At 57.8% G+C, this 23,230-nt stretch carries 11 protein-coding genes and 11 pseudogenes; 13 read left to right on the top strand and 9 right to left on the bottom strand.

What is annotated here, in order from left to right; genetic code table 11:
- Nucleotides 1–165 precede the first annotated feature (165 nt).
- The gene (locus QN224_RS31085; RefSeq protein ID WP_283979796.1) at nucleotides 166–1,506 is read left to right on the top strand and encodes an aspartate aminotransferase family protein; all 1,341 of its coding nucleotides are present in this window, start codon (nucleotides 166–168) and stop codon (nucleotides 1,504–1,506) included.
- Between the two features lie 439 nt (nucleotides 1,507–1,945).
- Entirely contained in the window at nucleotides 1,946–2,464 is a 519-nt protein-coding gene (locus QN224_RS31080; RefSeq protein ID WP_283979795.1) for a GNAT family N-acetyltransferase, read from the top strand.
- A gap of 177 nt (nucleotides 2,465–2,641) precedes the next feature.
- Here QN224_RS31080 and QN224_RS31075 read toward each other — a convergent pair whose 3' ends face one another.
- Complete coding sequence (locus QN224_RS31075; protein WP_283979823.1) at nucleotides 2,642–3,046, bottom strand: zincin-like metallopeptidase domain-containing protein; 405 nt, start codon at nucleotides 3,044–3,046, stop codon at nucleotides 2,642–2,644.
- Between the two features lie 1,319 nt (nucleotides 3,047–4,365).
- On the opposite strand from QN224_RS31075, the gene QN224_RS31070 reads away from it, so the two are divergent.
- Nucleotides 4,366–5,184: an IclR family transcriptional regulator gene (locus QN224_RS31070; protein WP_283979794.1), complete on the top strand. Its 819-nt coding sequence runs from the start codon at nucleotides 4,366–4,368 to the stop codon at nucleotides 5,182–5,184.
- A gap of 369 nt (nucleotides 5,185–5,553) precedes the next feature.
- Here QN224_RS31070 and QN224_RS31065 read toward each other — a convergent pair.
- The 4 pseudogenes from QN224_RS31065 to QN224_RS31050 form a co-directional block, all read right to left on the bottom strand.
- A pseudogene (locus QN224_RS31065) lies at nucleotides 5,554–5,784 on the bottom strand (YecA family protein); the annotation flags it as partial.
- Between the two features lie 11 nt (nucleotides 5,785–5,795).
- Nucleotides 5,796–6,230: pseudogene (locus QN224_RS31060) on the bottom strand (IS66 family transposase zinc-finger binding domain-containing protein); the annotation flags it as partial.
- Nucleotides 6,231–6,277: 47 nt separating this feature from the next.
- Nucleotides 6,278–6,595, bottom strand: a pseudogene (tnpB, locus tag QN224_RS31055) (IS66 family insertion sequence element accessory protein TnpB).
- A gap of 19 nt (nucleotides 6,596–6,614) precedes the next feature.
- Nucleotides 6,615–6,991: pseudogene (locus QN224_RS31050) on the bottom strand (transposase); the annotation flags it as partial.
- A gap of 410 nt (nucleotides 6,992–7,401) precedes the next feature.
- Here QN224_RS31050 and QN224_RS31045 point away from each other — a divergent pair.
- Entirely contained in the window at nucleotides 7,402–9,066 is a 1,665-nt protein-coding gene (locus tag QN224_RS31045) for a N,N-dimethylformamidase beta subunit family domain-containing protein (RefSeq protein WP_283979793.1), read from the top strand.
- A gap of 678 nt (nucleotides 9,067–9,744) precedes the next feature.
- Here QN224_RS31045 and QN224_RS31040 read toward each other — a convergent pair.
- Both QN224_RS31040 and QN224_RS31035 read right to left on the bottom strand, forming a co-directional pair.
- On the bottom strand, nucleotides 9,745–10,548 hold the full coding sequence (locus tag QN224_RS31040) for a shikimate dehydrogenase (RefSeq protein ID WP_283979792.1): 804 nt from the start codon (nucleotides 10,546–10,548) through the stop codon (nucleotides 9,745–9,747).
- Nucleotides 10,545–12,512 (bottom strand): VCBS repeat-containing protein, encoded by a 1,968-nt coding sequence (locus QN224_RS31035; RefSeq protein ID WP_283979791.1) that lies wholly within the window; start codon nucleotides 12,510–12,512, stop codon nucleotides 10,545–10,547. The genes QN224_RS31040 and QN224_RS31035 overlap by 4 nt, the downstream gene beginning before the upstream one ends.
- Nucleotides 12,513–12,694: 182 nt before the next feature.
- Between QN224_RS31035 and QN224_RS31030 the strand changes: the two genes are divergently transcribed.
- The 5 genes and pseudogenes from QN224_RS31030 to QN224_RS31010 all read left to right on the top strand — a co-directional run.
- Nucleotides 12,695–13,702: a PfkB family carbohydrate kinase gene (locus QN224_RS31030; protein WP_283979790.1), complete on the top strand. Its 1,008-nt coding sequence runs from the start codon at nucleotides 12,695–12,697 to the stop codon at nucleotides 13,700–13,702.
- Nucleotides 13,703–13,900: 198 nt separating this feature from the next.
- Nucleotides 13,901–14,239 (top strand): hypothetical protein, encoded by a 339-nt coding sequence (locus tag QN224_RS31025; protein WP_283979789.1) that lies wholly within the window; start codon nucleotides 13,901–13,903, stop codon nucleotides 14,237–14,239.
- A 101-nt stretch (nucleotides 14,240–14,340) separates the two neighbouring features.
- A pseudogene (locus QN224_RS31020) lies at nucleotides 14,341–15,996 on the top strand (electron transfer flavoprotein-ubiquinone oxidoreductase).
- A gap of 23 nt (nucleotides 15,997–16,019) precedes the next feature.
- Nucleotides 16,020–16,669: pseudogene (locus QN224_RS31015) on the top strand (biotin carboxylase N-terminal domain-containing protein); the annotation flags it as partial.
- Between the two features lie 559 nt (nucleotides 16,670–17,228).
- Nucleotides 17,229–17,555: pseudogene (locus tag QN224_RS31010) on the top strand (type VI secretion protein); the annotation flags it as partial.
- A 171-nt stretch (nucleotides 17,556–17,726) separates the two neighbouring features.
- Here the strand turns inward: QN224_RS31010 and QN224_RS31005 are convergent.
- A pseudogene (locus QN224_RS31005) lies at nucleotides 17,727–18,125 on the bottom strand (reverse transcriptase domain-containing protein); the annotation flags it as partial.
- 699 nt (nucleotides 18,126–18,824) lie between these two features.
- Nucleotides 18,825–19,320, bottom strand: a pseudogene (locus QN224_RS31000) (IS66 family transposase zinc-finger binding domain-containing protein); the annotation flags it as partial.
- 12 nt (nucleotides 19,321–19,332) lie between these two features.
- Between QN224_RS31000 and QN224_RS30995 the strand changes: the two are divergent.
- The 4 genes and pseudogenes from QN224_RS30995 to QN224_RS30980 form a co-directional block, all read left to right on the top strand.
- A pseudogene (locus QN224_RS30995) lies at nucleotides 19,333–19,912 on the top strand (ISNCY family transposase); the annotation flags it as partial.
- Nucleotides 19,913–20,310: 398 nt separating this feature from the next.
- Complete coding sequence (locus tag QN224_RS30990) at nucleotides 20,311–21,132, top strand: DMT family transporter (protein ID WP_283979788.1); 822 nt, start codon at nucleotides 20,311–20,313, stop codon at nucleotides 21,130–21,132.
- 109 nt (nucleotides 21,133–21,241) lie between these two features.
- Entirely contained in the window at nucleotides 21,242–22,573 is a 1,332-nt protein-coding gene (locus QN224_RS30985) for an aspartate aminotransferase family protein (RefSeq protein WP_283979787.1), read from the top strand.
- A gap of 191 nt (nucleotides 22,574–22,764) precedes the next feature.
- A pseudogene (locus tag QN224_RS30980) lies at nucleotides 22,765–23,130 on the top strand (site-specific integrase); the annotation flags it as partial.
- Nucleotides 23,131–23,230 lie beyond the last annotated feature (100 nt).

The following is a 23,230-nucleotide window of genomic DNA, read 5'->3' as shown; positions in this document are numbered from 1 at the left end:
TGGGAATGCTAAAGCACGCCCATACAGGGTACTTGACAACTCAATCTTGTTATGTTCATTAGTAGCAATGTTCCGGTACAAAGACAAGCTTGTACCCGATGGAGCACCTCACCCCATTCCCCGAAGTTGATTCATTGGCAATCCAACCCGATTCTAGGAGATAACATGAGTTCGGTTTTTCATCGGCAAATCCACGGACACCCCGAAACTGCCGAGTACGGTGATGGTGTTTTCGTGATTACCAAGCAGGGCAAGCGCTATCTCGACGCGAGCTCCGGGGGAGTGGCGGTTTCCTGCCTTGGGCACAACAATGCAGAAGTCATCGATGCCATTGAACGGCAGCTTCGGAAGCTGCCGTTTTTCCATGGCTTTGTGTTCACTACCGAGGCACTTGAGGAACTCGCCGAGGAACTCGTTTCAAACGCACCGTCGGAACTGACAAAGGCCTTCTTCGTATCGAGTGGTTCGGAGGCAGTGGAAACCGCAGTCCTGCTGGCGCGCCAGGCCGCGGTAGAGCGTGGTGATACGAAGCGCAAGCGTATTATCGCGCGCAGGAACAGCTATCATGGCGCGACTATCAATGGCTTTGCAGTGGGGCACAACGTGGTGCGGAGGAGTCCCTTTCTGGACATGGCTGTCGAAATGTCGCACATCGCGCCATGTTATGAATACAGGCATCGCCTTCCTGGGGAGAGCCTGAAGGAATACAGCTTGCGAGCCGCCAACGAGCTCGAAACACAAATACTTGCGTTGGGAGCTGATGAAGTTCTCGCATTCGTCGCCGAGACTGTAGGTGGTAGCGCGTCGGGCGCCGTACCTCCGGTTCCGGGCTATTTCAAACGCGTGAGAGAGATCTGCGACAAATATGGGGTAACTTTGATCCTCGACGAGGTTCTCTGCGGCCTCGGCCGGACAGGAACGCTTCACGCGTTCAGTGAGGAAGGTATCGTTCCGGATTTGGTCGCTCTCGCGAAAGGCCTTGGGGCTGGATACCAGCCAATCGGCGCCGTACTCGTGTCGTCCAGGATTCATGAGGCGATCGGAGCGGGCTCAGGCATGTTTAGGGGTGGTGGGACGTACACAGGACATGCATCGGCCTGCGCCGCCGCTCTTACAGTGCAGCGTATTGTTCGCCGTGACCGGCTCGTGGAGAAGGTAGCTGTTCAGGGGCAGCGTCTGCAGGAACTTTTGAAAGCTCGATTTGGCAACAATCCGTTTGTCGGAGATGTTCGTGGTCGCGGCTTTCTGCAATGTATCGAGTTGGTCGCGGATCAACCGACGAAGGCACCGTTCGAAAAGACACAGGCCATCAGTTCGCGCATCCGCGACGAAGCCATGAATCTTGGCCTTATATGCTTCCCCGGGGCAGGGACGGTTGACGGATTGGTTGGCGACCATATCGTCCTCGCTCCGCCGTTCATAACGACACCGGACCAGATCGAAGAGATGGTCGACAAGCTCGGGAAAGCGGTGGATTCTGCCTTGGCGCATACCTGTTCAATGTGAACTGACCTGGCATAGCCGGTCACAGACTTCAAGCGTAAACCCTAGCCTCATATTGCGGCGGCGATGCGTTCGCCCCGCTTTAATTATCGGGGCTGCGGCAAGTGCTATCGGCGCACCATCCACGCTTCCGTCGAATGCGATATTGCGGTTTCGCGCGACATATCCCGCCAGAGCACCCCCTTCGTGAAATTTTCCCACGATGACGGTGGGTGCGAATCCGCTGCCAATTCCACGGTGTGGACTGGAGTAATCAATGAGCTGCTCTCGGGCGGGAAGATGGCATAGAGATCATGCTAGGGTAAGAACTCTCCACCTTGCACTGAAATCAGCTGCTTTTATGCGCGTTCTGCAATGTAACGCCGATTCACGTAAACCGCCCATTTGACGTTGTTGGATTCAGATCGGCGCATTGTTGCAATAACTACAAGGAATTATCAGGATGAATCCGTCGACTGACATCCGTCCTGCCCGTACGTCCGACCATCCGGTCCTGGTTAAGGCCATCCAGACATGGTGGGAAGAATCTCGCACTCCTGAACAGGCACGGATGCTGTCCTTGCTGCTCCCTCGGTTGTTTCTGCAGCACTTCGCCTCCAGTAGTTTGGTGGCGGAGGATGAAGCAGGAGTCCGAGCTTTCTTGGTAGGTTTTTTCTCTCCCGATCATCCCGAGCAGGCCTATATTCACTTCGTTGGCGTGGATCCGCACTGTCGTGGACAGGGACTTGCACGCCGGCTCTATACGACCTTTTTTGACCACGCGATTGCCGCCGGACGATGCGAGGTCCACGCCATTACCTCACCCCAAAACACCGGCTCGATCGCCTTTCACAAGGCCCTCGAATTTACTGTCGATGGTGAAGACAAAGGTATATCCGTCCACAGCGACTATGACGGCCCGGGTGAGGACCGCGTGGCCTTCCGCCGTAGCTTGATACACTCTGTGCCACGTGGGACCTAACCGGAACGAAAATCCCTATTCCCTTCCGATCACTCGACCAGTTCCTGACGCTTGTGGGTGGCCTCGATAAGTGGAAGATTGGAGCAACTACGAGTTCGGAGCCCACAAGGCTTGACGGGGACGTCGAGCCATTGACGGTCCAGTTTTCAAATTTTGCTCCAATGAAGATGGTGCTGGTCATGCCAGCTCTTGCGCCTCAGGTTGCTGCGCATGCATCCAGTCTGCCGCCTGTTGCGTCTTGCTAGCGGCGATGAATATGGCTTTGGGATCGTCCTTCAACACCAGCAAAGAGGCGACATAGGCGGCATGATCGGGGCGCGGATGGTGGGCGATACCCAGATCAGCCAGGACAAGCCCATTGAGAATTTCTGTCACGTTTCTTCGGCGGCATAGGCCGCTGACCCGAAGCGGCCGGAAAGATCGCGGTGAAGCCTGTCCTTCGAACCGCGGCGTGACCGGTTCGTGGATCATACGGCATAGAATGACGCGGCGTTGCGCGGCGTCGCGAAATGAGGTGAACGGCGGCATGGTGTCGGAAGACGGGAGGTGGTAGGCTTCCGACCCGCCGAATACGGTCTTGATGCCCAGGTTCGCAGTGCATGCTTTGGCATGTGGGTGTGGGATACGTTAGGTCTCGGGCAGGTGGCGGGCGCTCGTAGCCGTCAACCTGCGCGCCGGCCGCGGCCCGCGGCCCAGAGCGCCAGCGGTAGAGTAGGCGCGAAGCACCTCTGTCGAGGCCGCGATAGCGCTTGCCGGATGAGACGTTGGTCGGACGGGCAATGGTGGTCCCAATGTGGAACCTGGGCGCCTGCCATCCACCTGTGCCTTGCTCGATGGTGGCAGTGATCTCGGCCGTGACGCGGGAATAGACGTCGGCGCGCTTGGTCCGGACAGCGTGGCTCCGGCCCGTCGCTCGTCAAAATAGATCAGCACTTCGTTGAGCGTTGAGTTGGCCGAGGCTGCGCCGGTTCTCGACCTCCGCTCAGAAGTCGGATCGGCTGGAGCCGGAATAGCGTTCGAAAGCGGCGACGGAGGCATGTTTAGACTGGATCATGCCGGTGATTGTGCCCAACGGACGGTTGGTATGTGCCATGCGATCGTGCGTCTGAACTGCCGCGTCGTGATCCGCCAACGTTGCCCACCTGGCTCGTTCGGGACCGCCGGCCTGCCGGGTGTGCCGAACAGGTGGTTGAGATGGTCGCCGAAGTGATTGAGCTGGCGGACGATTTCGGCCGAGAGGTGGTCCTTGCAAACAGGCCCTGCCATCAGAACGGGCCAGCGTTATGGGGCCTCGGGTGGATGCCACCCGGAACGACGGGCGTTCCAAAACCTCGATTGCGTTGGCTAGGGGCTCGACGGTAATCCACCCGGCAGGCTCACCGTGGCTGGATTTGCCCTTGTATCAGCAAGGCACTCCACAGTCCGGAAACGAAGAAAACAAAAGGAACGTGCTTCCCGCGTACAGTCTTGTTTGCCGTCTCCCTTGACTGCACGGTCCGAATTGCGCTGGCCGCATAGATCAGACCCTCGAAGCATGTGGAGAGACAAGACGTCCAATCGCACCGGTGGTCTGACGACAAAGCATTGTAGGTCTTCATAGATGCCAGTAGCACGGCGAGGCCGTGCATGCCTAGGTTGCCTCGCCAGTCGTGTACAACAGGCCTGAGTCGGGTCCTTCACAGGCCGCGTTAAGCGAAAACTCCAGCATGCCACAGTCGCGGCACGAGGGACGAATACCATTGCGAGTTCTCTTTGAATCTGGCCATTTCAGAGATGGATGTGCCTCAGGCCCACGGCGGACAGACACGTCGGCACCGCTCCTCTAGCACGCGTTGGCTGAGATCCATAGCACTCATTGACAGGTGCGTCTGTTGCTAGCAATATCGCGTCGGTCCGAACAAATGGAACATTATTCCACGATGAAAGTCACTAATTCATTAGTCGAAAATTGCTTCGCTGTCATTGAACTCTTGGCTCGCGAGGGACGGAGCGTGCGCCTCAGCGAGATTGCACAGACGCTTCAGCTTCAGCGCAGCGGTACACATCGGTTACTTTCGACACTTTGTGCTTTGGGATGGGTGGAACAGGACCAGAAGACAGAATTTTATCGGCTAACACTCAAGTTGTCCGCTATTGGATATCGGTATCTACAAGTGGCCCAAATTCCTGACATATGTCAGCCAATCATTGATCGCGCTGCGACTGAATGCAAAGAACTTGTTCGCTTGGCTGGCATAGTTGGAAGCGATCTGATTACATTTGCTCATGCACAAGGCGCCACCGGAAGTCTGATTTGTCAACCACGTACATTTCCGGTCTTGCCGCTGCACGTGACGGCAAGCGGAAAAGCGTGGTTGGCAACCCTTGCAGACGAGAAGGCACTCAAACTGGTACTCGACGCAGGCTTCGACTATCCGGGAGGATTTGGCCCCAATGCGCTACGTTCCGCCGACGCGTTGCTTCAAGAGTTGGCTAGAACGCGCGACCAGGGCTACGGAGTTGCAATAGAAGAGGCTGAGGTTGGAGTTTCATCTGTTGCTGCTGCCGTTATCTCCAACCAAGGAAATGCTGTTGGTGCTGTGGCGATTGTGGCCCCGGCCTTACGTCTGCATGAACGTCGAATCCCAGAGTTAGCCGAATTGGCGCGACGAACTGCCGAGGAACTCGCTTTCATGTGGCCCCTGCGTCAACTGCTGACAGAGCATGAACCTAGCAGTTAGTCTCGGGCAAAACGGCATGATTGGCTTTCATCAAACTGGCGCGCGGTGGGATCTCTTGTCAGGGCAGCCGAGGGGAAGTTGGCCTTCGGAGACACTGAAGAATAGGACTTGCCAGCACTCCCAGTACATCGGGGTGCTTTATCTGTATCGATGTAAATGCTTCAAAAGAGGTCTGTTAGTTTGCACGGAGTAAATGATCTGCGCAAGAAGTTGCGCTGCAAGGAAGATGGCTAAGGTTCTGCGAAATGCCCTATGAACGTGATTGCAGCCGAAGCCTGCGGGCTACACTCCGACGGACCGGCTGCTCACGGACCTGGGGCATGTGGCCAAGTAGTGTTGATCGCCCCACAGCTTGATCATTGATCCCGGTGTGAACCTAGGCCGATGATGTTTCGGCGTTTCGGCGAGGCTTGCCAATATCCGGTTGAATTCCGCAACGATGGTCGCACGGCCCGATGCTCGGTTGTTTCCATTGGCAGGTTCAGGGGCCTCTGGGCAGGTCAACTCCGGGATCCACTGACGTGGGTCGATAAACCCTCGGGCCGATGATGAGAGCCGTGAGATAGTAAGATAGCCGTCGAGGCCGCTCATCGACTAGATCCTTGGCTGTTCCGTGTCGTCCGCTTCACCCGGACAACCGCTGGCACGCGGTCGAGCGCCTCGCAAACCTCCCTGCCGATGCAATGAAATTCGAACGAGCAGCACGGGCAAATCTTGCTCTCCGGCTCGATGAGTTCTTCATACCGCGGGAGGTGATCGGGCAAACGACCGATGTTGCGCGACGGCGATCGCCGCTCCCGCATTGACCCGTCAGCCACGGGCGCAACGTCGTCATTTGCCGCCTCGAGAATATCGCTGAAATCGCCAAGGTCAATCGTCGCCTGCGTCGGGTCAATCGCCGTCATCCTCTCCGATTTCGGCCCAAAGAGTTGCTGCTCCAGGAAGGCAACGCGCGCCTTGAGGTCGGCATTCTCTGCATCGAGCGAGAGAATGATCCGGCTCAATTGCGCGGCATCCTGAGGTAAAGGGTCGGGTCGAAGCGGTATGGAAGACCCTCCACATGATCCTGAATCTTCAAGCAAATCCAATAAGATCAGCCCGCTTCCGATGGCCGCTTTACGGCGTTTCGCTTCACCCGAGTCAAGTCGATACCGGCCAGCAAAAGCGAGAACTCCTGGGCTACTCATCTGCATCGCGCCATCGCGGATCGGTAGCCAAACGAACTTGCCCTGCTCCAGCCAGATCATGCCAGAGCCATCCCAATAAATGGAGCGTAGGCGATCGCGTCGCTTGGCCCGAAACACGAACACGTCACCACAACAGGGATCGGCCGCAAGGGCTGACGCCACCAGTGCAAGTCGACAGGTTGCGTCGCCGTCATGATCTTTACATTCGGCGAAAGTCCAATCACCGGCGCCCTCGCAACGCCACGAGCCGATCACGGCCATGCGTGCTCCGGCAATCTCGATCTCAATTCGACTGGGGGCAACGGAAGCGATGTCCGATGACGCGCTGGTGAGGCGTTCGTTCTCCAACCACTGTCACCGGCACGAACATGGCCTGCTGTGCGCAGGCTTGCTCGGATCGTCGAGAGGTCAGCCCGGCTTCGCGGCGCCAGACATTCAGCAAACCGCGATTGACGCCCCAACGCCGGGCGACGGCCGAGATGTTCACGTCGGGTTCTGCGCTTTCGGCAAGGATCCACGCCTTCTCTTTCGGTCCAATTCCGCCGCTGGCGTCGACCGGTAATCACCTCGATCCGCCGGTAGACTCCATCATGCCTGGCTTCATCCATGACTCCAAGCATGGCACCAGCGCGATCTCCGTAGCGCTCACGATCGATGCGGCGATGGAAGCGGCCGTCCTCAGCACCGTCACCTCGGGTCGCGGGTAATACCTATAGAAGGTGTTCACCGCCCCCGAACCGCGACATCGACCCCCAATTGGAGGAAGCGTTGTCGTCGTCAGAACGATACAACCGCGTTATTGCAATGCCGTTCTTTGTGGAATAGAGTTTCACTCGCTCCGTTGCCAACTTCCAAGCTGAAGGGGCATTCACCTAGAGAGTGCGCAGTTGAGCCGCTGGAGCCATGATAAATGCCGAGTTCTGCGAGCCATGATTTGTGCGTTGCGAGCCCACATTGGAGGTTCGCAATGGATGGGCAGGTTACGCGCCAATGAATTCGGCTTCCGTAACCAATAAAATTGGAGAAGACTATGATTAGTGAAGATATAGATGAGGGACGCGAGCTTCCTCACGAACCTCTTGAGCACTGGGGCGGATTCATTCCAAGACCCCAAGGCTTCGATGCAACTCGGTCGAGGTCTTACGAAACAGTGATTGATGATGCGCGAGTAGCGCAGGTCTTCTGTTATACAAACCTCCTTTCGTACCGCCCAGGCGACGACGTACTTATCCATGCGAGCACAACTGCTACCGAGATATCCATTGAAATTCGAAGAGATGAGATTGGGTCAAACCCAGTAGATGTCATTCAGCAAATCAAAGCGCCGTTTTCACTGCTGCCGGCCGACTTTGCAGCAAACGGCTGCGGCTGGCCCGTTGTCGCTCGTTGGACTGTGCCGCGCGATCTACGAAGTGGATTCTATTTAGTGATCGCACGTGCAGCGGATGGCCAAGGGAATGTTCGCGAACACGTGCACGGGATTACAGTACTTCCCGCAAAGCGGGGCGCTCGAGCCCCTGTTCTGTTCATTCTCGCGACAAGTACCTGGACCGCCTATAATGACTTTGGCGGCTCATGTCATTACCTCGCTGATAACGAGCCGGAGGGTCTGCCCTTTGCCCCTAAACTGTCAATCCATCGGCCTTGGGCGCGAGGATTCATGTCGCTTCCCGCAGGTGCGCCCAGAAAGGGATATGCCACAGCACTTGAGGTGGGCGCGATTCCGCGCTACCCAGCAAGTGAATTCGCGACCCTGCGTGGGTATAGTAGATATTATGCCAATGCTGGTTGGGCAAATTATGACCGCCATTTTGCCCTCTGGGCCGAACAAAATGGTTATAATCTCGACTACGCCACACAAACCGATTTGCATAACGACCCAGATATTCTCGAGGCTTACCGATGCGCAGTTATTGTCGGACACGACGAGTACTGGACATGGGAGATGCGCGAAGCAGTCGATCAATATGTTGAAAAAGGTGGAAGAGTTGCTCGCTTCGGCGGCAACTTCTACTGGCAAATCCGTCTTGAGGATGGCGGCACCAAACAAATTTGTTACAAAAAACTTGCTAAAACACACGATCCACTAATGGGTTCAACGCACGCTCGAAGGATAACTGCTGAATGGGAAGATCCGTTGGTGGGCCGGCCTGGAGCAGCCACGTTTGGCCTAAATGCAACGTGGGGCATGTATGCTAATCACGGCGCCTTTGCGCCGCGTGGATCCGGCGGCTTCACTATCTATCGCCCTGAACATTGGGCGTTCACTGGAGGTAATTTCTACTACGGCGATATTCTCGGGGGAAGCGCGCGAATTTTCGGCTACGAAGTAGACGGACTTGAGTACGAGATACGCGACGGTTTACCTTATCCGACTTTCAAGGATGGTGCACCGGAAAATCTCGAAATTTTGGCGATGGGATTGGCCAACAATCGTGAGGTCCCCCATTACAGCACCGGCGAGAGCTTGTACTATTCCGACGAGACAGACACTTTCACCGTACCTAGATATGGAGCCGACACTCCCGAAAATCGCGACAGAGCGTCGCGCGGTAGCGGAATGATTGTACACTTCACACGTGGCAAAGGGGAAGTGTTCAACGCGGGTGCGGCTGATTGGGTGGCTGGATTGGCGGCACGTGAGCTAGGTACGGAAATTGTTACTAGAAATGTTCTAGATCGATTTTCTCGGTGATGCTCTATCAGGGTGACCGCTCCCACATGCGCAAGACCACCACCGGGGGCTAAAACTCCGGTGGTGGTCACAGATTTTCGTTGGATGGCGTCCTCTGCAGCGTTTTTTCAATCACATCCCCTCGCTTAATCATCTCCCGGAACATCTCCGTGGATAAATACCTCTGAAGCATGACGTGCCCGCTGCTCGGTCGTGATGTCGCACTTCGCTACGGCGCGTGTTGAGACCACCACCTCAACACCACATCCCAACAAACAGCTGATATGCCGTTGCCGTTGCCCAGGGGACCTCGAGGCTCAATTTTTGTCAGGTGGCTCCAACCGGACTATCCACTCCTCCTGTTCGTCACCCAGCCGACGCCCCATGCGGGGAAAATCGCTCAGACGACCAGCCACGTGCCTGGACTGCTACTCTGTCGAAGCGAGTCTAGGACTTCTGGTAAATCAAGAGCGGTTGTGAGGCTTGGCGCCACAGCTGATCGGCCTTGGTGGAGACTACATAGCCATTGGGAACGTGGTTGGGCATGCAGCGATCGCGCTGGCCGGTCTCACTGAAGCAATCTCGAGCTTAGTAGAGCGCGGATGGCTCGGAACTGAATACGTGCCCGAGCTGTCGGATGGTCTCACGCGTCAGAACGCTGAGCTTTTGGGTGACATGTTTCGCTCGCACCTCTTTAGTTTAGGCCCAAATTTCGCAGATGTGGTCAGCGATAAGCCCGACCTGACCGGTGATCATGTGCATGCCCGAGTGAATTTCGACGTCCTGTGCTTGCGCTTGCAACAACAGTGGTGTGATCTCTGGCTCAGCAATAACTTCAGCAACGGTCATTCCGGGCTTCAGCATGACAGGGTCGAGGGGCAGGCGATCCGCCATCTTCAGGCCAAGCGAGGTGGCATTTATAACAAGCTGCCCGGGCGTGGGCTCGGGCTTTCCGGCCTTGGCGACGCTACGTCCGAAATTTGAATTGACCGCTTCTGCTAAAGCCACGGCCTTTTCGACCGTGCGGTTCGAGACCGCGATCGTTCTTGCTCCTGCCTCGACAAGTGCGAAGGCGATGGCGACCGCGGCGCCGCCGGAGCCGACCAACAGCACATCCCGGTTCTCAAAGACGACGTTTCTAGATCGCAGGCCGCGAACGAAGCCCTTTCCATCAAATTGGTACCCGCGGAAGCTGCCATCCCGTTCGCGACGCACGAGATTGACCGCGCCGACCCGGTCGGCGACCGGATCGAGAGTGTCGCAGAGTCTGATGGCAAGCTGCTTGTGGGGCAGAGTAATGCCGAACCCCACGAGGTTCGGCATCGCCTTCAATCCTGCCCAGACCGTGGAAAGATCGGTTGGCGATACATGCAACGGCACGCATGCAATATCGGCGCCGCGCGCTGCAAAGATGGGATTGATAGCGGAGGGTGACTTTGCCTGAGCGATCGGATCACCGATCAACCCTAGCAACCTCGTCGTCCCTTTGATCTCGACGCTCACCACGAGAGTTCCTCGCGTTTCAACCAGACGATGCTGCCGTCCTCAATGCCGACTATGAGGTCGAGCGAGCCTCGGCCGGCCCAATCCACAGCTTCTGGAGAGGCTACATGCATCGCCATGGCGATGGTTTCGTTCCGAAACTTGAAAGGGACAGGCAGAGCGAAGCGTGGCTCTTCGGGTGTACCGACATTGCGGGAATAGAAAAGGCCCGCTTGCTTCGTCGTGTTGCGCGGCGCTCCTGTATTGGGATCGGGAGGTACGCAGGCGCGCGCGTGGGTCCCAAATATCAGGTCGGTGCGGTCAGTGCCTTCCCAGTCGCAGAAACACAGCTTTACACGGCCACGGCCGCCGCCGACATCGACGGTAAACCGCATGGCCTCTCCGTTCTCCCAGCGAACATGTTTTTTGTCGACCAATTCGGTATCGGACGCTTTCTTCCAGTCGCTCAAAACGCCGTCTTCATCAAGAGCGAGATAATGTAGCTGACGATTTTTCTCCCAGTCGACAACGGCTGGTCGCACTCGCCAGACGGTCTTCAGCGGCTTGCCTGCATAAGTGAGGAACACCTCTTCACTGAAGCGTGGCGGCAGGGTGTTCTCCCCTGTGTTACGATAGAGCCGGTGACGGCCGGTAACGTCGCTGACGAGGATGTCAATATGGCCGGAGCCGGTCCAGTCTGCGAGCGTCGGGCAAGAATAGCCGAACATCCTTTCGGATGGTCCCTGGATGGAGCCCGTCAAACCGGCTGCTAGCCTGATCGGCGCTCCGCCCGCTTCCAGCATGAACTCCTTGTCGAGGAAAATTTCTCCATTTTCCTCGCGACTTTGATAATATAAGAGTTCACCTGTGCTGTTACCGACGACGAGGTCGAAATGACCGTCGCCGCTGAAGTCATGAGCTGCCGGGCTTGGTAGTACGCCGGCATGGATCAATGGTTTAGTGGTCTCGACGCGTCCGCGCTTTTCGAAGCGTGGCAGGCCGTCTTTGCCGTTGCCGACATTCTTCAGAAACGTCACGTAACCGTCCTCGGCTCCGACGAGAATATCCTCAAGCCCGTCACCATCCCAGTCCACGACGCAGGGCAGGTGGATGCACTGGTCGAGTTCGAGGACTTCGTCATTCACCGTGCGGATCAGGCTGGTCGGTGCAAAGGTTCCGTCCTCATGCTGCCGGGCGATATGCAGAATATTCCAGAACTCGCCCGCGATAACAGATTGACCATCACTCCCGAAACGGCCGAATGCCGGGGCAAGCTGACCATAAACTTCGAGCGGCGTTTCTCCGGATATCAATGCCTTACCGCGTTCAAGCGACGGCGCTGTCAGCGTGCCCTTGTTCTTGAAGGCATAAAGAAATCCGCGCAACGGACCGCCGAGCCAACGGCCGGCATCGTCATAGCCACGATAGCCTTCATCGTTCCATTCGAGACCGTTCGGCCAATAGTCATCCCAATAGTCGCTGCCGACGATCAGTTCCGGAACGCCGTCGCCGTCGATATCATGGAAACGTGCCATATGGAAATATTCGTTGCCCTTGATCCAATCCGCGTCCAGATCAAGCCGCACCGGGTCAGCAAACTCCGGCGCACCTTTTTTCCCAATATTGGGAAACAAATAGATTTGCTTACGCATGCGGGACGCGGAAACCAGGTGAAAAACATCACCGTCGCGAACGGCTGTAACGTACCCTCTGACGCCATCGACCAGTTCTTCCTGACCGAGGATCGGCGTGCCATCTTCGCTCGTGCCGATCTGGCGCCGCAAGAATACACGCCCGTCATAGCAGGGATCCCAAGCCGACAGCAGGAGATCGCGGGTTCCCGTGCCACTCCAGTCGACAACCTCGACGCATGTGATGATGCGACCTGCGACGGCGGCGGACTCCACGTCTGGATGATATTCAAGCACTTCCGAACTGTAGTTAGGCCCATGCCAAACTATCGCATCGTCCTCCCATCGTTTCACACTCATCTTGCGCTTCTCCCTGCTTTCTTGAAATGGAATTCAATTCTAAAACGAAATCAGCTTACAAATCTAGTGGAAAGTGGAAGAATGGCCCGAAGCGCGCATGGTATCGTCCCGGTAATGCTAACTCCGCTCACCCCGGAGAACGTGATTGATTGGCCAGGGCTCGAGGCTCTGATTGAATGGTATATCGGACGGGGGCAGACGCGCTTTTTGCCGTATGCCAATCGAGTGAGATGCAGAAGTTGTCACTCGAAGAGCGGGTGGCGCTGGCGAAAGGGACCGTTTCGCTCGCAAGAGGAAGAATCCCAGTGATTGCCTCTGGTCACATAAGTGAGAGCCGGGAAGATCAACGGACCGAACTGAAGGCCATGGCCGAAACCGGGATCGACGCCCTCGTACTAGTCTCGAATCGGCTTGACCCCGCTAATGCAGGATCCGAAGCTTTCCAGGCCAGCCTCGAAGCGATCTTGAGTTGGTTGCCGAACGACCTTCAACTCGGACTATATGAATGCCCTGCACCTTACCGCAGGCTCCTGACTGACGACGAGTTCAGGCTCTGCCGCGACACTGGCCGAGCGTCGATCCTGATCAACGCGAAGGGGCAAAACATGATCGCGGTTGCACCAGGAGCGAATTCAGAAGCTTCGGCCGACGTCATTGACGACACGCTGCTTCGGGATGCGACAATAGTCCTAATGCAGATGGAAAACGACGTGTCGGAGATCGAGAGGCTCATCCGCCGGGCGAAGAACGTCGGAACAAAGACTATCCTAAACCTTGCACCAGCCATTCCTCTCGAGATCGGATCTTTGTCCCTCTGTGATCTTATCGTCGTCAACGACGACGAGGCTGGGGCGCTGGCCGGCTGGCTCGCCTGTGAGCCTTCCGCGCCAGCACTTTCGAGGCGGTTGAATACCGGTGTTTTAAGAACTCTCGGCGGAGAGGGCGCGGAAGCATTTTCGGATGGGCGAGAGGTGAAAGTTTCAGCAATGGCAGTCAACGTCGAGGATACAACTGCCGCCGGGGACTGTTTCGTGGGCGTTCTTGCATCGGCGTTGGATCGCGGACTTTCTCTCGAGGCTTCCATGAGACGGGCTACGAGGGCAGCAGGAATCGCATGCTCTCGCCGAGGGAGCCAGGCAAGTATTCCTTTCGCAACGGAAACCGACAGCTGGCCAGGCGGCTGATCTCTCCTGCGACTGCGGCCTTTGACTCCTCGTACTCGCGAAACTTCTTATGCCCTATACTGCTTACATTTCTGCTGTGCTCGCCCTTCTGCTAGCCCCCGGACCAACGAACACTTTGATCGGACTTGCTGCTGCCGCAATGGCATGCGGTCGGTGTTTCGGCTCCTACCAGCCGAGTTGTCGGGCTACTTCGCGACAATGCTGCCCTTGACCGCGCTTGGTGCAGAGATCGGTTTCCGTTGGCCTTCCAGCGCGATTGTTCTCAAAGCTATTGCGGCAATATGGGTGATGTATCTCGCCATCAAACTTTGGGGCGTGGGCAAGGGCTTTGGCAACAGCGCTCAGATAACTTTCTCGCGAGTCTTTGCGACCACCATGCTGAATCCCAAGGCGCTGGTATTCGCGCTCGTTCTCCTACCTTCCCCTCATGATAAAGAGTTTCTTTCGAAACTCTGCATTTTCGCCATTCTGGTCATTGGTGTCGCTATTCTTTGGAGTGGATTGGGTACCATCATAGGGAGACACGGCAGGCAATGACTCCCGGCTCCTTGTGATACAGCGAATAGCCTCGGCTTGGCTGGCGATCGGTTCAGCAACACTTATCGCCGGAATAGTTCAAGGTTAAGGAGCCGATCGAAATGAACCTACTCCTCCAGCGCGAGAGCATGGAATTCGACGTGGTGATCGTCGGCGCCGGTCCGGCCGGGCTTGTGGCGGCGATCCGGCTGAAGCAGGTCAATCCGGAGCTCTCGGTCGTCGTGCTCGAAAAGGGCGCCGAGGTCGGCGCCCATATCCTCTCGGGTGCCGTCGTCGATCCTATTGGTATCGACCGGCTGTTGCCCGGCTAGCGTGACGAGCCGGACCATCCGTTCAAAACCGAGGTCACCGACGATCATTTCCTGTTCTTGGGTCCCGCCGGCTCGATCCGCTTGCCGAATTTCCTGATGCCGCCGCTGATGAACAATCACGGCAACTACATCGTATCGCTTGGGCTTGTCTGTCGCTGGCTGGCGACACATGCCGAGGCGCTCGGCGTTGAGATCTATCCGGGCTTTGCCGCAACCGAGGTGCTCTACAACGACGAAGGCGCAGTGATCGGTGTTGCCACCGGCGACATGGGCATCGAACGCTCGGGCGAGCCGGGGCCGAACTTCGCCCGCGGCATGGCTCTTCTCGGCAAATACACGCTGATCGGCGAGGGCGTGCGCGGCTCGCTCGCCAAGCAACTGATCGCCAAATACAAGCTCGGTGAAGGCCGCGACGTTCCGAAATTCGGCATCGGCCTGAAAGAGCTCTGGGAGGTGAAGCCGGAAAACCATAAGCCGGGCCTGGTGCAGCACTCCTTCGGCTGGCCCCTCGACATGAGAACCGGCGGCAGCTCGTTCCTCTATCACCTCGAGGACAACCTCGTCGCCGTCGGCTTCGTCGTCCACCTCAACTACAAGAACCCCTATCTGCACCCCTTCGAGGAGTTCCAGCGCTTCAAGACCCACCCGGCGATCCGCGGCACCTTCGAGGGCGCCAAGCGCCTCTCCTATGGCGCCCGCGCCATCACCGAGGGCGGCTATCAGTCGGTGCCGAAGCTTTCCTTCCCCGGCGGCGCGCTGATCGGCTGCTCGGCCGGTTTCGTCAACGTGCCGCGCATCAAGGGCAGCCACAATGCGGTGCTGTCGGGCATCCTGGCGGCGGAAAAACTCGCCGCGGCGATCGCCAGCGGCCGCGCCAATGACGAGCCGATCGAGATCGAAAACGGCTGGCGCGACAGCGCCATCGGCCAGGACCTGAAGCGGGTGAGGAACGTCAAGCCGCTGTGGTCGCGCTTTGGCACCGCCATCGGCGTCGCGCTCGGCGGCCTCGACATGTGGACCAACACGCTGTTCGGTTTCTCCGTCTTCGGCACGCTGAGACACGGCAAGACCGATGCGGCGAGCCTCGAGCCGGCGGAGCAACACCAGAAGATCGACTATCCGAAGCCGGACGGTGTCTTGACCTTCGACCGGCTCTCCTCGGTGTTCCTGTCGAACACCAACCACGAGGAAGACCAGCCGGTCCACCTGCAGGTGAAGGACTGGGAGCTGCAGAAGCGCTCCGAATACGACGTCTATGCCGGCCCTTCGGCGCGCTACTGTCCGGCCGGCGTTTACGAATGGGTGGAGAAGGACGGCAAGCCGACCTTCGTCATCAACGCCCAGAACTGCGTGTACTGCAAGACCTGCGACATCAAAGACCCCAACCAGAACATCAACTGGGTGCCGCCACAGGGGAGCGAAGGCCCGGTCTATCCGAACATGTAAACGACTTCTCAGCGAGGTAGCCTGTGCCCATTTGGAAGATACTTGTTGCCAACCGCTCCGAAATAGCCATCCGCGTGTTCCGCGCGGCCAACGAACTGGGACTTAAAACGGTCGCGATATGGGCTGAGGAGGACAAACTGGCGCTGCACCGCTTCAAGGCGGACGAGAGCTATCAGGTCGGACGCGGCCCGCACCTTGCCCGCGATCTCGGCCCGATCGAAAGCTATCTGTCGATCGACGAGGTCATCCGCGTCGCCAAGCTTTCCGGCGCCGATGCCATTCATCCGGGCTACGGCCTGTTGTCCGAAAGCCCGGAATTTGCCGAAGCCTGTGCGGCGAACGGCATCACCTTCATCGGCCCGAAGCCGGAGACAATGCGCCAGCTTGGCAACAAGGTGGCGGCGCGCAACCTGGCGATTTCGATCGACGTACCGGTCGCGCCGGCGACGGAGCCGCTGCCGGATGATCCCGACGAAATCAAGCGGCTGGCCGAGGAGATCGGCTATCCGGTGATGCTGAAGGCGTCCTGGGGCGGCGGCGGCCGCGACATGCGGGCGAGCCGCGATCCCAAGGACCTGCTGCGCGAGGTGATGGAGGCCAAGCGCGAGGCCAAGGCCGCCTTCATCAAGGACGAGGTCTCGAAAAGCTCGTCGAGCGCGCCTGCCATGTGGAAAGGGGGACCTTCGACGTTCTCTATGCGCTTCCTCACCGAAGACCCACTGCCCCTCGAGACCGTCGACTACGTCGCGAAGGTGGGGCCCGTGATCGACACGAACGCGGCGCTCGTCGCGCAAGTCGCCGCGCGTTCAGAGCGCAGTGGCTGGGCCGGTTCACCGTTGTTGGCCGTGCAACAGAACCACGCGAACATTTCCCGTTCAAGAAGCCCGCCGACTGACCTTCGGCCGCTCGGAGCAGGAGCTCGCCATTGTCGATTTATCGGCGCTCGTGCCGGCGTCCGGCGGCCTGTTCGTTCGACGCGCGGCGGAGTAGGGGGCCAACGATGAGCAGCGTAGCTTTGAACGCTGGCGCGAAGCCGACGGCAGTCTTAGCGGAAAGGAGCGGGGGAGCGAGGGAACCGACCGGGCAAGGCCGCACATCGCGGCTTGGACGGTCGGTTGTATTGATTGGGTTTTCTGGTCATATGCGCACATCGTCAGCGCGAAACGTGATGTGCGCACTGGCAAATTACCCTGCTGTTACAATGCACTGCGCACCTCGCGCCGTATTTCTTGATGAATAGGGATGATGATTTCCGCGTCCGGCCTGGCCGCATCCGATCATCGAAAAGCCAGCGGGCAAGGCCCTTCATTGCCCAGGCACTTGCCGCTGTCGAGAAGGCCGGCGGTCGCGTCTCTCGACCCGGCGAGATCCGCAGGGGCTCTGGACGCGGACCGGGTTTCGCGCGCGGCCGCGTCGCAAGCGTCCGCGCCAATCGCTTGATCACCAACCGGACGCGGCCTTGCACGGTCAAGGCGCGGGTCGTGCGCAACAATGGCCGTCGTGCGCCTCTGTCGCGGCATCTCGACTAACTGCGGCGCGACGGCGTCACCTGCGACGGGTAAAAGGCGCACAGTTCGGCTCCGACAGCGACAACGTCGATGCGAGAGAGTTCGCTGAAGGGGGCGAGAATTGCTGAATGTGGAATTCACCGGCGCGCTTGGTGTCCTTGCAGTAGACGATTTCGTCTTTTCCGAATGGAGCATCAACCTGCACGCGGTGAACCGCCGTTCCAGCACCGCCCGGAGAACCACGGCTTGTCGCTCGCTGCGGCAGTGGCAGATGATGTTATCCGCATACCGTTCGAACGGTATGCCGGGAAACCCGGTTTCGAGCCAAACGTCAAACACGTAATCCAGGAACAGGTTTGCCAGCAGGGGCGAGATGACCCCACCCTGTAGCGTCCCCTTGTCCCTGGCAACCAAGCTGCCATCTGCCATCGACACCGGAGCCTTCGGCCAACGCTCGATATAGAGTACGACCGACAGGCAATTGGTGTGCTTTCGCACGGTCCTAAGCAGCAACTCGTGATCGATGTTGTCGACGAATCCTTTGATGCCAATATCGACGACCCAGTCGTATCGCCAGCGGCGCTGACGTGCGACCCGGACCGCGTCGACCGGTGGCGGCATATAGCTGCCCGAAGACAGCCGGTTCCAGAGCTTATAGAGATTATCGGCAAGCCGAGCGTCGAAGTCCTGGATTGACTGTCCGTCTACCCCAGCCGCTCCTTGGTTGGCCTTCACACTTGAATCCGAAACCTCCCGCTTCGGGATGTCGAGCGGCTTTGCCTTGTTCATGCGGCTCCTCCCGTCACCGGTTGCCGTATGCCAAGACTGAACACCACAGCCCCTTCAGTCCAGTCCCATTACAGAACCCTTCATCCCTACTACGAGCTGTTCTGTCCCTGTGCCTTGCATCGGTACTCTGGACCTCGCGGGGATCGCCCGCTCGGTCTTCTCCCTTCAGATCAGGACGACAGGTTCCCACGTTCCATGTAAAAGCCTGGTCCAGGTTCACGCCGACTTTGAGCCGGCTGTCGCCCGGGGCCGGCCTTCAGGTCTCCGCCCAGACTGATCCCAGGGTGACCACCAACCCTGACATCGTCGATACGATTTCGGCAGTTCATCATCGGTTTGCTTTCGCTCGTCTCCCTGAACCTCACCTGACGGAATCTCGTCCCGCCTTTTCCGCGTCGCTCACCACCATCGCTCTTTGCGAGAGCAGCACGCGGTGGTTTGCAGCCAGTTCCTAATCGCCGGCTGCGAAGGGCCCTCCTTCATCTTCTACACAGCTCCACACCTCCATCGTTGGTGTGTTCGTGGCACACAGTGGTCGGCGTATTGGGAGACCAGCACCTGCGCGACGGTCGCGTCCGTCGGAATGCCGCCTTCGATCAGTCGCGCGGGCGCCGGAGCCTGAACGACGACGTCTTCGCAGGCGCGGCAGGCATACTTCGTCCGGCGCATGACCAGCACGCGGAACTGGGCGGGAACAATGTCGAGCCTCTCGCTGACGTGCTCGCCGATCCGGTGAAGCGGATTCTGACAGAAGGGACAGGCATAGTGATCGATGTCGACGACCGTTTCGATGCGCGGCAGATGGGCGGGAAGCGCACCTCGGTTCGTCCGCCGTCTTGCCGCTCTGACGCTCCGCAATGGAGGCCTGCGCCCTTTCCTCGTCTGTGGCCGCTTCGATCTGTTCGGCTTCTTCAAGCAGGAGTTGGTCCTCGGGCAAGCTCTCGGCTCGGTCGTCGAAGCGATGGCGCTGCAACTCCTTGATGATCTGCCGCAGCCGCGCATTCTCCGCCTCGCGCGCAAGCACCATCGGCTGGCGCCAGGTCCGGCAGACGAGCTCTGGCAGGCCCAGGTTCGCCACTATCAACCGCCGATCACGCAGATTATCGCTCAGACCGAGCGGCCGGTGCTGGCAGGCGAAGCGGTGCCGGCCAGAAGCTTGTGAGTCTGTTCGAGCCGCATGCCGAATCATCGTCAAGAGCAGCCGCGACGTCGAATACGGACACAAGATCAATCTGACCACCGGCAGGAGCGGACTGATCCTCGATCTCGTCATCGAAGCCGGCAACCCGGCCGCAGCGAGCGGCTGTTGCCCTTACTGGAGTGCCACATCGCCTTCTATGGCGAGGCGCCGCGGCAGGCGGCCGCCGACAGCGGCTATGCAAGCCGTGAAAACCTGCGCCAGGCCAAGGGCTGGATGCGGGCGGCATGGCCTTCACAAGAAGAGCGGCCTCAGCATCGAAGACATGGTAAGAAGCCGCTGGGTATATCGCAAACTCAGAAACTCCGGGTCGGCATCTTCTGCCTGAAGCGGACCTGTGGCTTGGCCCGCTCAACCCGGCGCGGCTCGACTACTTCAAGAGACCTAGGTCTGGTCCTCGGTGGTCGACTACAAAATCGCCCCGGCGCCCGCCTCGGGCCAACTTGACCCATTGTTTTACTTCACTGAGCGTGTCCCATTTCCGACAACGCGGAGCGTTTGGGCCATCGAGCTGTAAACCATCCTATTGTTCATACATCGGTTTTCCTCTGGCATGATACTTGCGTTGTCTGGCAAGGACAGTGGCCCGGGCGATCCTCGAGCCATCCTTCTAACCTCCAAACGTCACAGCTTGAAACGAAACCTCAGAGTGTCGGTATGCATCATTTGCAACAGTACAGCCGGCCAGCTCCTGCGAAGCAGATTAGGAAACTATTCCTCCATAGAGAGGCCGCCGGCCATCGTGTCCGTTATCGGGAGATCCTATATTTGAACAACCATTGCAATAATACTCGTCGAAAATATTGGACGGGAGTCTTAATGATGTGCATTGCAGTGGCAAGCCTCAGCATCAGTGATGCCATCGCGAAAAACTTAATCGGCAGCTATTCGTCGGCCGAGATTCTGTTCCTGCGCAACGCCATTGCACTTCCAATCGCCCTTCTAATTACACTTAAGATGGGTGGCGTCGCATCTTTATGCTCATATCGTCCGTTTGCTCATCTGCTGCGAGGTGCACTCTGGCTTGGTGCTACTGCGCTTTTTTTAACAAGCATGGTGCATTTGACATTAGCCGAAGCCACTACGCTTAGCTTTATGGCGCCTGTCTTCATTACTGCTATTTCTTCGTGCTTCCTTGGAGAACGTGTAGCATGGCACGGTTGGTTGCCGGTGACGGGAGGCTTTGTCGGAGTGCTAATCGTCACGCGTCCTGGAACGGGGGCTTTCCAACCGGCATCGCTGTTGTCGGTGGGCAGCGCCTTTTTTCATGCTTTTTTGCTCATCAGCGCCCGCTTGGTCGACCCTCGCGAAAGCGTTTGGACGCTTTCGCTCTACCTTACCGGCACCAGCGCCATTCTAAGCGGCTTGATCGTGCCATTCGTGTGGTCTGCACCTCGAGTCGATGATCTCTTACTATTCATCGGAATCGCTTTGTTTGGAACCGTTGGCCAAACATTAATGACGCAGGCCTTTCGTCTCTCCCCTGCTGCCGTAGTCGCGCCCATTGATTACAGTGCGCTTCTTTGGTCGATAAGTTTAGGATGGCTGTTTTGGAGTGAGATTCCAGACCTCACCACCATTTTGGGAGCAATCGTAGTCGCTCTAAGTGGCATTCTCCTTATCTCTGGGGCAAAAACTTAACAGCGGTACTAAGAACGTTTGGTGCATGGTCGCGAAGCGTGAATGAAACAACAGCGCATTCTGATCCCAAAAGATGCAAACCGTTCCAACAACCTGAGGAAGGACCAAAATGTCAAGTGTATTTCATCGAGCTTTGAACCGGAAGCTACCTCTTATCACCTCCGGGGAGGGAATTTACGTCGTTGACGATAGCGGAAAGAGATATCTGGACGCAAGTTCAGGCGGCGTGGTGGTGTCGGCACTTGGCCACGGCAACAACGAAGTTGCTCAGGCGATTGAGGAGCAACTTCGCAAGGTTCCTTATTTTCATGGTGGAGTCTTCACCAACCAGCCCATGGAGGAATTGGCTGTCCATCTGGTCTCACGTGCTCCGACTGGCTTGAAGAAGGCCTTCTTTGTTTCTGGCGGATCCGAGGCCGTTGAGACTGCCGTTCTTCTCGCAAGGCAATACGCAGTTGAAACGGGGCAGGCCAAGCGAACACGCATAATCGCTAGACGAAATAGCTATCATGGAGCCACTCTGCACGGTCTTGCGATAGGCGCCAATATTATGCGGCGGACGCCGTTCATGGATATCGCACCAGATATCCTCCATGTGCCCACCTGCTACGCTTACCGGGAAAAACTCGATGATGAAACCGAGGAAGAATACGGCCTCCGGGTTGCAGACGAGTTCGAAGCTGCGATATTGCGCGTACCACAGGACTCGGTGCTTGCTTTCGTCGCCGAGACTGTGGGTGGAAACGGCTCTGGTGCCATGCCTCCCCCGAAAGGGTACTTCAAGCGGGTTCGTGAGATCTGCAACAAATATGGGATTCTTCTTATTTGTGATGAAGTTTTGTGTGGCCTGGGGCGAACGGGTGATCTGCATGCCTGCGCCGCTGAAGGGATCACGCCTGATATTCTTAGCGTTGCCAAAGGACTTGGTGCTGGTTTCGTGCCAATCGGCGCGGTTATGACCACCGATGCCATCCACGAGGCAATTCGAAATGGATCGGGAGCGTTTCGTGGCGGGTTTACGTATTCTGGTCAGGCCGTCGCCTGCGCGGCGGCATTAAAAGTACAGCAAATAGTTGAACGCGAAAATCTCATAAGCAACGTGCGCTCGATGGGGGAGGCCCTTCGGCAGGCTTTGATAAGCCGATTTAGCAACAATTCTTATGTCGGAGACATCCGCGGTCGGGGCCTATTGCAATGCATTGAATTAGTTTCGGATAGATCAAGTAAGGACGCTTTTGATTCAGCTCTTGGTGTAAATTCTCGAGTTCGCGATGCGGCGATGGCGCGAGGACTGCTTGTCGTTCCCTCCGGTGGCACCGTCGACGGCCGTAAGGGCGATCATGTTGTGATTGCTCCACCGTTCATTGTGACCCACGATGCGGTGAACGACATCGTCGAGCGTCTAGGAGATGCTGTCGATAAAGCGCTTGAGTCTTTATAATGGATCCAACACGAGACGTGATCGTGTCCCGCCAAGTGATGTAGGCCCTGATGATTAGAGTCGGTCAGCTTTAGCTGAATCGCTCCAGATTTAACTGACCCGCTGACGCGGGAGAGGTGGTATTTGGAGGCGCGGTCTCCTGATGGGATGTTGGGGTGTTGACAACCAACCCCTGACCAGGAGACCGACCGATGACCGACGCCCCGGCAGCGGTGAAACCGCTGCGCCGCCGCATGATCGACGACATGACGCTCCGCAACCTGTCGCCGGCCACGCAACGATCCTACCTGCATGCCGTGACAAAGTTCAGCCGTTATTTCGGCCGCTCCCCGGATCGTCTGGGGCTGGAGGATGTGCGCGCTTTCCAGGTGTACCTGGTGTCGCAGGGCATCTCCTGGCCGGCGCTCAACCAGACGCTTTGCGCCCTGCGGTTCTTTTACGGCGTGACGCTGGATCGGGCGGAGATACCCGAGCGGATTGCCTATGCGCGCACGCCGCGCAAGCTGCCGGCGATCTTGAGGGCCGACGAGGTCGTGCGGTTTCTCGAAGCGGTGCCGCGTTCGCTCGCGCCACTCGCGGACAACATTACGGATCCGGGCTGCATCATAGTCGAGGGTCGCCGTGCCGAGCTCTGGTAAAAGCTTTTGCAGGTGGCGA

This window comes from Sinorhizobium sp. 7-81 (assembly GCF_030124405.1).
Taxonomy (GTDB): domain Bacteria; phylum Pseudomonadota; class Alphaproteobacteria; order Rhizobiales; family Rhizobiaceae; genus Sinorhizobium; species Sinorhizobium psoraleae.
Note: the sequence above shows the minus strand (reverse complement) of the source record. Positions and strands in the feature narration are given on the sequence as shown.

What these genes read in the sequence shown, in the direction of transcription:
- QN224_RS31085 (WP_283979796.1), top strand. Translation starts at nt 166, where the DNA reads ATGAGTTCGGTTTTTCATCGGCAAATCCACGGACACCCCGAAACTGCC.
- QN224_RS31080 (WP_283979795.1), top strand. Translation starts at nt 1,946, where the DNA reads ATGAATCCGTCGACTGACATCCGTCCTGCCCGTACGTCCGACCATCCG.
- QN224_RS31070 (WP_283979794.1), top strand. Translation starts at nt 4,366, where the DNA reads ATGGAACATTATTCCACGATGAAAGTCACTAATTCATTAGTCGAAAAT.
- QN224_RS31045 (WP_283979793.1), top strand. Translation starts at nt 7,402, where the DNA reads ATGATTAGTGAAGATATAGATGAGGGACGCGAGCTTCCTCACGAACCT.
- QN224_RS31030 (WP_283979790.1), top strand. Translation starts at nt 12,695, where the DNA reads ATGGTATATCGGACGGGGGCAGACGCGCTTTTTGCCGTATGCCAATCG.
- QN224_RS31025 (WP_283979789.1), top strand. Translation starts at nt 13,901, where the DNA reads ATGCTGCCCTTGACCGCGCTTGGTGCAGAGATCGGTTTCCGTTGGCCT.
- QN224_RS30990 (WP_283979788.1), top strand. Translation starts at nt 20,311, where the DNA reads ATGATGTGCATTGCAGTGGCAAGCCTCAGCATCAGTGATGCCATCGCG.
- QN224_RS30985 (WP_283979787.1), top strand. Translation starts at nt 21,242, where the DNA reads ATGTCAAGTGTATTTCATCGAGCTTTGAACCGGAAGCTACCTCTTATC.